Below are 9,010 nucleotides of genomic sequence, written 5' to 3'. Positions count from 1 at the left end.
GCAAATTGATTGTCTTTTGTAATGTGAACATCAAGTTCAACCATATCAGCCCCATCCTCAAAAGCAGCTTCCATAGACGGAATGGTATTTTCTAAAAAATTATGTTCAGGCTTATAAATCCTTTCGGCTGTACACGTGTCATTTTGAATATCTTTCATCGTGAATGTTTGAGCAACACCTCTATGAGCAAGTAAAAAAGGTTGACTCTCTCTTTTCTGAGCTAGTAAAGAACTATTATTTAAATAAATAATAGCTATTACAATCAAAAAAACAAACCATGTAGTTTTACGCTTAAACACTTTCTTTAAAAGCTTCATAATATCCTCCGATTAGTCATAACATTTGATCTGGTATCAATTCTGAATCATATAAGAAGTAATTATCATTTTCAATAGTTAAAAGATGATAACTTCATAATAATTCTAGGATCATTACAACTAAAGATAATTTGAACCACTAATTTACAAACTAGCATTCCTGTTTGTAATTACTCTTCATATTCAGATTTGATTCCTTTAACATCTGTTGGAAAGGAGCTAATAATTGAATCAAATGTAGAAAATAGAGTGTCATTGGAAATGGAAATAACAGAGCTTCCATCATGACAAATCCAAAACATTGTAGAGTCTTTTTGAAGTGTAACAACGGGCATATGAACTTTTCTTCTCCCAAATAATGTTTTCATATCTCGTTTGTCAAAGCTAAATAAGTCTTCAGAAAGAGACCAACCAGCAAACTCATTGATACTTCCTTGTCTATATAGGTAAGACATAACAATTTCAAATTGCTTATTGTCTTGTACTTTAGATTTAATAAAGCGTTCCTTTTTTATTCTAAGTTTTGCATACTCAATATTAGCAGATGAAAATGTATGATCTATTTCTTCCTCATCAACCTTTGTATATGAAAAAAGTGTGTATATGGGAAATTTGTTTAACCGTGCCATCCAATTGTTAAAAAAGACTTCTATATCTAACGAAGCCACTGAAAAAGTGGTCTTTTGTAAAAAATAAAGATTTTTTGGGGGACTTAAATGTATCCTCAAGTAAGAAACGGGCCTTAGAAGCGATTCTAGAGGCCCGTTTTTTTATGACTATATTGTTGTTTTGAAAAAAGTGGACTTTTTCAGTGCCCTCATATCTAACTCTTGGCTTTCGTAGTATTCTATGATATAAGACCCTTCTCCATCTATTCCAAATGAAAAAAACCCACCGTCTGCTGGAACTTCATTTATGTATTTTTTTGGAATAAAACCTATCTCAACATTCATTAGATATTCCCCTTTAAAAATAAGAATGTAGTCCTAAATATGATTATAACTAATAGCGAAGGAGAAAAGTAATTCTTATAAATGCTTGAAATTTAAATCACACAAGGTATTCTAAATATTGGCATTGAAGAAACAAAATATCAATCATTTATTAAATGAATAAGGGGAGAGAGTTATGCAAGAATATTTTGCAATCATATCATTACTTTTAATGATGATAATGGTTATAATTCGTGCTAAACAGTTGAAAAAAAAAGGAATTAAAGCTTTTAAATTTGGTGAGCTAGATAAAAAAGATTTCTTTATTATCCCATTTGCGTTACTGTTTTTTTATCTTATTTTCTCTAGTGTTTTTGATTTGCCAAAACTAGGTACCAAACTATTTAGCAATGAAGTCTTTAGTTGGATAGGTGTAGTTTTATGCATAATGGGTTTAGTATTATTCTTGTTAAGCATAATTTCATTTGGGAAAAGTTTTAGAGTTGGAATTGATGAGGAAAAACCAGGTGAACTTATAACAACAGGTGTTTTTGCAATTAGCCGTAATCCCATTTACACAGCTTTTGGATTTGTTTTGATAGGGACATTCTTGATTTTACCAAACTGGATATTATTATTGTACGTATTTGCTGGATTTTGGCTTTTTAATCGTCAGGTTCAACTTGAAGAAAAATCCTTGAAAAAGATTTATGGTGAAGAATACAAAGCATACTGTAAAAAAGTTCGTAAATACCTTTAGCATTAGTTTGTGTTGAAAAAGGGTACGTCTTTCATTCATATTAAAAATAAAATGGGAGATTAACATAGCCAAAGGGGTGCGTTAGTTTAAGGTGAGAGTATTTAGGGATCGGAAAATTTGAAAATAAGAAGGCAAAATTAAACCCTAATTCTTCTACTTAACGTAGATAAATCAGGGTTTGATTTCTAAAAAATGTCTTAACGTGGGTTTTGGAAAAAGGATGTTTTTTGGGGACAGAGTTTTACTGATAAGCATGCAGTTGATGATTTTAAAGAATTGCTTCCATCAATTGATACATTTCAAAACGTTTAATCATAGATAAAAAGAGTCCTCATCGAATAAGGGCTCTTTTTGTTACCTTGGTAACTCACATTATGGTAACTAAAATTGAATATGACATATCGTCTATAAAGGTTAATTACTTTTTGTGCGTGCAAAAACGTCTATTTTTAAAATTAAATAGACGTTTCATCATTGATTTTTTCGGCATCTAAAAAGGTGTACCTTTTTAGGCTATTTTATTGAGAACCGATTATAAAATAAAAAAGCTTTACGAAACCTTTCGCAAAGCTTTTGTCACCCTCTATATTATCGTATTACTCTTCCTACTTCTTCTATACTTAAACCAGTAAACTTTGCAATATCATCCAAAGTCATGCCATTCTCATACATGCTACGAATCAATTGAAGTTTCCCTTTTTCTACCCCTTCTTCTAGTCCTTCCTCACGAGCATGGGCAAGTTTAGCTTGTTCATCAAGTAGCAATTTCTCACGCGCTTCATATGCGCTTCGGAATGAAGAATCATGACTCATATTTTCCCATTTATCCATCGCTTTTTGTAGAATTGGATCTTGATTCATAGCAATCTCCTCCAATGTTTGAGTTAAATATTCATCTTCATGAGCTGGTAATAATAATATCCAACGAACGAATGCATTTTCCCATGGGTTGACTTTTTCTTCCCTCCACTGTTTCACAAGCTTTGGAATTTCCACAAAATGAATTTCAATATCATCGCTTAAAACACGTTGCTTTGTTGTGTCCCACAACTGACCTGTCGTTTGAAATTCTTCATCTGAAGAGAATAAAATGAAATCCAATAAATTAATGGTGATGGTTTTTCGTAAAGCACGATAAGGCATCCCTTCTTGCATTTGTGACGTATATAATTTACTCCAATAATACAAAGAACGCTTGACCATATCATGCGTATTACGAAGTTGAATCTCGATATTCACTTGTGTTCCGTTATCCAATGTAGCTAGTAAATCTAAGATAGATAACTTGTCATCTTCATAAGCCTTGTGAAGGTGTGGGTCTTCCAATTGAAGAGACTTAATGGGTACTTCTAGAGACTTTTCTAAAACAGCGTTTAAAAAACCTGTTAAGATGTCCTCGCTACCTTTGGTACCAAATAATTGTTTAAAAGCGAAATCAATTCGTAAATTTACTAATTTTGTGGACATGAATTCCTCTTCCTATCTTTCTTATTTCTTACCCCTATTTTATAAGATAGCAGGATGTGTTTGCAAATGTAGAAACGAAAACCAACCAGTGTTTATGATTATATCTGGCCAAAATCTCAATCAAATGACTACGATATCCATTCCTTAAACCTTCTGAACTACCGACTGTGGTAACTCAAATAGAAAAGCCACTAAAATTGGGATGCTGATCAATTTTAGTGGCCTTTTCATTTAAAAATCGTTATATTCTTCTAAGTCATCATCGTCTAATGAGCCAGATATATTTGCTAAATCTGCAACCTTTCCTTCTTTCAGTTGGGGAACCTTTGAAGGCTCTTCTTCTTTGAAGGAATCGTTTCCTACAAACCCTGTTGTTTTGGCTAATTCTTTTAAATCAGCTAATTCATTCTTGATATGTTCAAGCATTTCGTAGGTTTTTTGGTCTTGAATTGCTTTTCTTTCAGTAGATGAACCGTCTAAGTCACGTAGAATTAAGGAGGAAATATAATCCCCTAACTTACGCGATTTAGCATATGTAGCTAGTTTATTATAAACTTCATCACTCAATCGATTTGTCTTAATGGTAAACGCATTTTGACGCTCTGACATCCCTATCACCTACGTTGTTAGGATTTAACGGCTTTCTTCTCTACTGCTTGCTTCTTTTGAACGTAACCAATACTACGAATCTCCAAGCCGAATAAATTTAAATGGCGGCTATCTTGGGGAACCTTATGATACTTCTCCGTACGTTCTTCCCCAATTTTTTCGCGCATACTATTCATGATCGCTACTTCTAAAGTGGGAGCTACCCCACCACAGTACACATACTTACGTAGTTTATTCGCTGGTGGTGGTGCGACATCATTTAATTTAGCCAATAAGATTTCCACATATTCTCGTAGTGAAGATTTGATTGTACTTGTTAAATCAATAGATTCACCTGTGTTCTCGTTTTTTAATACAAACTTTTGCTTGCTGTAGTTATCGAGAATAAATTGATCAAAGGCACGTAAGTCTGTAAATAATTCTAGAAATTTCTCTTTACGCAATTTATCAATATGTGCTAAATAAGGAATGCCTTCAATGCTTTGAAATGATTCGCGGCTATTCGCAGCTTTCAACCCTTCAGGTAGAATAACCACATCAATGGAACCACCGCCTATGTCCACCATGACTGTTTCACATTCTGCATACTCATTCGCATCTTCCCGATCTTGAAGCGTTAAGTCTTTTTTTAAAGCAAAACGTGCACTTTCTCCCTCTTTTAAGCATGCACTTTCTTCCACTAATACTTTTAGAGTATTTTCAAAACCAGGCGTATGCACGGTAAACGTATGGTCGCCTAAGAAGCGATTAGCCATAGCTTTTTGAGCCGCCCCAAATGTGCTCTCTTTCTTAAGTAGCCAGATTGGTAACATGGTAGAAAAATAGTCAATTTCAATTGTAGTGTCCTTTTTATTTTTTGCATGTAACGCATGGTAATACGCAATGGCAGCTAAAAAGGTGATGTATGGAATATGACTTGTAATTTTATTATGTAATTTATTAATGTGATTGTTGGCCAGCAATTGACTAGCTGCAATGTCACCTACTAAGAAATAACGCTCCTTCTCTTCCCCCTCAATGGTTGTAGAAAGTAAAATGCGTTTCTTGAATTCTTCTGGAGCTGTAACTGCATCTGTGAAAAAAGAGTCTGCAGCTTCTTTTTGAAGTTCAACTACATTCGTTGGAAAATCAAATAGATATCCATCCATAATGTTCATATCAACAGAGTTACCGCAATCTTTATTAAAACGTGAAATTTTCATTTATAAACACCTCTTTTTTAAGTTGAACTTATATTCAACTTATTGTACTTGATATAGGATAAACATTCAATATGTGGGAGTAATTTAGTTATCTACAAAACCTTACATATATCAACAATTATTCAAATTAAGTAGAACTTGTATCTACAAGCAATATTCAGATTCAATCCTTATGTACCTTACTTTATATCATCAACATAATAAGAGCCTGCATCAAAAATGATGCAGGCTCCCCTCTCTTACAATAAAATAATTCTCATGTTCAATTGCCCTTTTGAGGCCCTTTCGTTACGTATAACGGTTCATAACGAGAGTACCATTCGTTAAATCACAATACCTACTTGTCAATTGGGGTAATACATTTGCTGAAGTCGCTGTTACGTCTTTCAAAACCGAACCAGTCCCTTCATTAAGCTAAGTATTTAACCTTTCACAGTATTCAATTCTACATGATATTGATACTGTACTATATGTGTACCACATCTTTTAGAATTAAAACATACCGTATTTTATTCAATTTCCTTTGGTTGTACTTTACAATAAAAATGCTTTTTTTTCATTATAGGTATTTAGATAAGCATTCATAATTAGTTTTTTACTCTCCTAATTCTATACCTTTCTGCTTTGTCTCCTCTTTTAGATTATATAGAGGTAATATAAAAAGCAAACCTATAATAAACAAGACTGCTGCTGCCTCAAATATAGCAACTAATGAAAACTGCTCTTTTAGAATACCAGCTACACTCATCGTCAATACCATGGCTCCTGTAAAAAGAGGACTTAGAATCCCATTGACCCTGCCAATAAAAGCAGCCTCCGTTCTCTGTAAGATCATCGTATTGATGCCGATCTGAATGCATGGTAACATGAGACCATTTAGAAACTGAGCTCCCAGCGTCAGCCATAGATTTACTGATAATCCCATTATGGCAAACCCAATTGCATTACCAACCATTCCAACTGCCAGCAGCCTTTGCGGTGCTACTGTTTTGGCAAAGATCATTACTACTGCTCCTCCTAAGATCATGCCAATTCCATTAGCTGTAAGTAACCACTGGAGATTTTCTTTTGCTAAACCCAACTGCTCTGTTACAAGAAAAATGGAGAGAGGCTGAATAAACCCTATTCCTAGTCCAGCTGCTAAAAAGCATAGACCTAACAGGCTCAACTCTTTCTTCCCCAAAACATACTTAATACCACTTTTCATTTCACTTAGCAGTGATGTAGTCCCACTCTCCTCTTCCATCTTTCGGTCGGAAGGTAGAAAAGTGAGTGCTGCTGCTGATAGGAAAAAGGCTGTACCTGTGATGGCAATAGAGAGATTTATACCAAAAGCTTGAAAGGCAAATGTCCCTAATATTGGGCCTAGGACCATGAATATCGCAAAAACCGTTTGATAGACTGACATCCCCACCTGCATTTGCTCCTCCGGTAAATGCATTTTAAACAGTTTCATCCCTGAAGGCTGAGAGAATTGGGAAAGGATTGCAGAAATTAAAGTTGCGAAAAAAACTACGTGCCAAGATCCAAGTATAAGCGTGATAAGCACAGCAAATACAGATATTGCACTTAAAATATCACACCACACCATGGTACGTTTTGGACGCCAGCGATCTGCAAATGTTCCGCCAATAAAAGAGAAAATAAAAATTGGTGCAAATTCTGCTACAGATATCAAAGATACTGCAAATGGGTCGCCGTTTGTCTTCTCCATTATGAAAAGAAGTACAGCAAAATTCCTAACCCATATTCCTATTTGCAAGAATACCCCAGAGATAATAATAGCTTGAAAAACACGATTTCCAAACAACTTTGTTGAATGGTTTACGGGTAATTTCTCTTCCAAAACAAAAAACCTCCTGCGTATTTTCTGAACAGGAGGAAGTACAATACAACAACAATATTGGCATGACATTCCGAAAGAAAGGAATACAATGATCAATTTGATTTGTATGTAAAAGTACAGTCTAATCCTATTCAGAAAAAACCATCGTATTATTTAACGAATTTTTTCTTAGAAAATAGGATTAATTAATCATTGTTTCACGTCCACCCTTCCTTTTTTTACTAGTAATAGGATAATTTATTATTTGTAATAAATCAACGCTTTTAGAACCCGAAATTTCTACAAAATATTCGTTTCACTCATCATCAATCTATTAAAAATAAATAACTATTTTTTGGGCAGGTTTCTTCTATTAGGTATTAAAGAGAGATAGCTTACAGTAAATTATCTACGTCTGTCAGGATGATTGCTGTAAATACAGATACTGCATTTGATGCTTCATTTTTTTCTTAATTCGGTAAAGCGCATTATCTACTGTTTTTTGAGAAAGATGTAGGTCCTGAGAGATTTGCATATACGTTTGTCCCTTCATATATAGAGCGAATACATCTTTTTCAATAGGTGACAGTATTTCTTGTAACCTCTGTTCCCTTTCTCTTTTATTTTCTTTTTCCACGGTAGCTTGTTCGGGGCTTACAGCACGTGGGTGAGGAAGCATCTCCATAAGAATCAAATCGTCTTCCAATCGCTTTGAATTCTTAGGTATGTTTAAAGAGATGGCATTGTTTAAGGGGGAATGTTTTTGACGAGCACTTGCCTTTATAGCTGTAATGAGTTGACGTGTAATGCATAGATCAGCAAATCCCCTAAATGAACTCATCCCTTCGGTTTTAAAATCGCGAACAGCTTTATATAATCCTATCCTTGCTTCTTGTAAGAGATCTTCTCGATCTCCCCCTAGTAGGAAGTATCGTTTTACCTTTGACCAGACCAAATACTCATATTTCTTTATGAGCACATTGAAAACACCTTCGTCGCCTTTTTGAAACGCTTGAACAATCTCTTCATCATTTAGGGTCGTCTTTTCTTCTCTTGTTTCTACACCTGCTACCATGTTCATCTGCGCTCCTCCTCTTGTTTTATGCTTTTGTGTACTTTACATTATAAAAAAGAGAAGGTATAAAAAATGTCGAAAAAACAAAGAGTAGAAAGAATATTTAGGGAGAAAGAAGTAAGACATTACATCAAACCTTATATCATGTATGTGACCTATATGATAAGAACGATTTTTAATCTTGTTTACAACTTTAAAAAAGCCAACAGGTGTTTTCTCCCACATTTTACTCGTTGCTACTGGATCAACCAATATAGCCACTGTTAAAATAAGCAAGTTTGTTATAGTACTTATTGATAATAATCAAATTTTAATTACCCGGTTTACTTGCTGCTTCTTCCCTCCTTCCACCTTCCTAGTATGAAAAAAGAAGACGCCTCAACCTTCATTCCGTCTTCAAACTTTTGCTTTTTTTAACGTTCCATTTCTTATGTTGCATTTCTTTTATTTGTAAAATATGCTCCAATAATCCGTGCAAAAAAGTTAGCGAATCCATTTTATAATTTCTCTTTTCCCATTTGTTATAATCCTTTCTCTCTCTTAGTACCTCCCTCCTTTTTAAGCCGACTTTTAAAAATTCTTAGAAAGAAATGTTCTTTTTTTTCGTCATTTCATCTATTTTTTTACAACAATTAGACCGATATTTTGTAAAAACATATCCATGACATCTTTTTCTTTCCTGTAAATTGTGGTTCCCCACTACAAAAGAGAGAAGAGCATAAGGGGTTTTTGCTATCACACGGGGTGATAGGCTAGGCAGAGCCTAGCAAAACCGTGATATCACGAAAACCTCTAAAGTGTGAACCTGCTGTTGACCTAAACT

Annotated in this window: 9 protein-coding genes; 1 reads left to right on the top strand and 8 read right to left on the bottom strand. The window is 34.3% G+C overall.

Going from position 1 to position 9,010, the window contains the following annotated elements:
• The 3 genes from AC1D0Y_RS29045 to AC1D0Y_RS29035 form a co-directional block, all read right to left on the bottom strand.
• Window positions 1–317: glycerophosphodiester phosphodiesterase family protein (locus tag AC1D0Y_RS29045; RefSeq protein WP_477708385.1), on the bottom strand; the 317-nt coding region annotated here is incomplete at its 3' end.
• Between the two features lie 170 nt (window positions 318–487).
• A complete protein-coding gene (locus AC1D0Y_RS29040; protein WP_477708384.1) occupies window positions 488–985 on the bottom strand; it encodes a hypothetical protein in 498 nt (165 codons plus the stop codon).
• A gap of 108 nt (window positions 986–1,093) precedes the next feature.
• A complete protein-coding gene (locus AC1D0Y_RS29035) occupies window positions 1,094–1,270 on the bottom strand; it encodes a hypothetical protein (protein ID WP_477708383.1) in 177 nt (58 codons plus the stop codon).
• Window positions 1,271–1,445: 175 nt separating this feature from the next.
• Here AC1D0Y_RS29035 and AC1D0Y_RS29030 point away from each other — a divergent pair, with 175 nt between their 5' ends.
• Window positions 1,446–2,009 (top strand): methyltransferase family protein, encoded by a 564-nt coding sequence (locus tag AC1D0Y_RS29030; protein WP_477708382.1) that lies wholly within the window; start codon window positions 1,446–1,448, stop codon window positions 2,007–2,009.
• Window positions 2,010–2,597: 588 nt separating this feature from the next.
• Here AC1D0Y_RS29030 and AC1D0Y_RS29025 read toward each other — a convergent pair.
• From AC1D0Y_RS29025 to sigH, 5 genes are all read right to left on the bottom strand, one after another.
• A complete protein-coding gene (locus tag AC1D0Y_RS29025) occupies window positions 2,598–3,476 on the bottom strand; it encodes an Rpn family recombination-promoting nuclease/putative transposase (RefSeq protein ID WP_280169381.1) in 879 nt (292 codons plus the stop codon).
• A gap of 231 nt (window positions 3,477–3,707) precedes the next feature.
• Complete coding sequence (locus AC1D0Y_RS29020; protein WP_016766091.1) at window positions 3,708–4,085, bottom strand: hypothetical protein; 378 nt, start codon at window positions 4,083–4,085, stop codon at window positions 3,708–3,710.
• A 17-nt stretch (window positions 4,086–4,102) separates the two neighbouring features.
• A complete protein-coding gene (locus AC1D0Y_RS29015; protein ID WP_477708381.1) occupies window positions 4,103–5,287 on the bottom strand; it encodes an Alp7A family actin-like protein in 1,185 nt (394 codons plus the stop codon).
• Window positions 5,288–5,882: 595 nt separating this feature from the next.
• Window positions 5,883–7,133: an MFS transporter gene (locus AC1D0Y_RS29010; protein WP_477708380.1), complete on the bottom strand. Its 1,251-nt coding sequence runs from the start codon at window positions 7,131–7,133 to the stop codon at window positions 5,883–5,885.
• A 397-nt stretch (window positions 7,134–7,530) separates the two neighbouring features.
• Window positions 7,531–8,193, bottom strand: coding sequence for an RNA polymerase sporulation sigma factor SigH (gene sigH, locus AC1D0Y_RS29005; protein WP_016766094.1), 663 nt, complete (start codon window positions 8,191–8,193; stop codon window positions 7,531–7,533).
• Window positions 8,194–9,010 lie beyond the last annotated feature (817 nt).

Source organism: Priestia sp. P1_B12_1 (assembly GCF_056406695.1).
Note: the sequence above shows the minus strand (reverse complement) of the source record. Positions and strands in the feature narration are given on the sequence as shown.